Below are 825 nucleotides of genomic sequence, written 5' to 3'. Positions count from 1 at the left end.
GCGGTGGTGCAGGTGGCCCAGATGGTGGCTTCGGTGGGGCCGTAGGCGTTGAACATGCGCCGCCCCGGCGCCCAGGTGGTGACCAGCTCCGGCGGGCAGGGTTCGGCGCCGGCGATCAGGGTGTGCAGTTCGGTCAGTGGGGTCGGGTCCAGGGAGGCCAGCACGGTGGGGGTCAGGATGGCGGCGTTGACCCGCTGCTGGTGCAGCAGGTGGGTCAGCGCGTGGCCGGCGTAGGCCTGGGGTGGGGCCACCACCAGGGTGGCCGCCGATCCGGCGGCCCACAGCCATTCGAAGATCGACAGGTCGAAGGTGGGTGCGGCCACCATCAGGATCCGCGCCCGGGGGCCGGCCGTGAACAGTTCGCGTTGGGCGGCGGCCACCCCCAGCAGGCCGGCGTGGCCGACCGCCACCCCTTTGGGGGTGCCGGTGGAGCCGGAGGTGAACAGCACATAGGCGGTGTCGCCCACGCGCAGCGGCGCCAGCCGCTCGGCGTCGGTGATCGCCTCGGCGCGGCGATCGGCGAGGTCGAGGGTGTCCAGGGACAGCACCGGGCGCCCCCCGGCGCCGGGCACGGTGTCCGCGCCGCGGGTCAGCACGCACACCGCCTCGACCGCGTCCAGCACCGTGGTGAGGCGCTGCACGGGGTGGGCCGAGTCCACCGGCACATAGATCCCGCCGGCCTTGATTACCGCCCACCACGCCACCACCAGCTCCGCGCACCGATCCAGGGCCACGCCCACCGCCCGCTGCGGTGGTGCAGGTGGCCCAGATGGTGGCTTCGGTGGGGCCGTAGGCGTTGAACATGCGCCGCCCCGGCGCCCAGGT

1 pseudogene is annotated in these 825 nt (G+C 74.2%); it reads right to left on the bottom strand.

Annotated elements, in window-relative coordinates:
- Nucleotides 1–752, bottom strand: a pseudogene (locus tag AO501_RS18080) (AMP-binding protein); the annotation flags it as partial.
- Nucleotides 753–825 lie beyond the last annotated feature (73 nt).

Source organism: Mycobacterium gordonae (assembly GCF_001417955.2).
Classification (GTDB): domain Bacteria; phylum Actinomycetota; class Actinomycetes; order Mycobacteriales; family Mycobacteriaceae; genus Mycobacterium; species Mycobacterium gordonae_B.
Note: the sequence above shows the minus strand (reverse complement) of the source record. Positions and strands in the feature narration are given on the sequence as shown.